Annotated in this window: 1 protein-coding gene; it reads right to left on the minus strand. The window is 51.4% G+C overall.

The window, feature by feature from the left end:
- Positions 1–72: 72 nt before the first annotated feature.
- On the minus strand, positions 73–457 hold a 385-nt coding region (locus tag AACY49_RS30905), incomplete at its 5' end, for a hypothetical protein (protein WP_339528103.1).

Consider the following 457-nt stretch of genomic DNA (forward strand, 5'->3'; position numbering starts at 1 on the left):
CGGAATCGGTCCTGTAGCTGCATCTACGATTTGAGTTGTCATCGAACTTTCTTCCGTGGGGGCGACGATGAGTCACCTTGGTTCCACCACCCTGATCTCAAGTTTCGCGCCATGCTCGGATAACTGCCGCACAACACCATCAACACTTTTCCCGCGAACGTTGAACTGCACCACACCATTCTGTATCGATGTCTGAAGCCTAATCGTCGCTAAGACCTCGTAGCTGTTCCTGATTTCGACAAGTCGGCCTATCACGCTCGTCGAAAATGTCGCGAACTCACGCTTTGAATCGGTGGTCAAAGCAACAGAAACCGCTGGATATCCACCATGGCTCTCAACAACTACAGCGTTAGCAACCTCTAGCTGAATGTGTTGCGCACAAGCCGGCACTATTAGCAACAGCCACAAGATGGGCACCACGATATGGTATGGTATGCGACGGTAGCCCCTCATTGTT

Origin of the sequence: Pseudomonas sp. EL_65y_Pfl2_R96 (genome assembly GCF_963970905.1) — a bacterium.
Lineage (GTDB): Bacteria > Pseudomonadota > Gammaproteobacteria > Pseudomonadales > Pseudomonadaceae > Aquipseudomonas.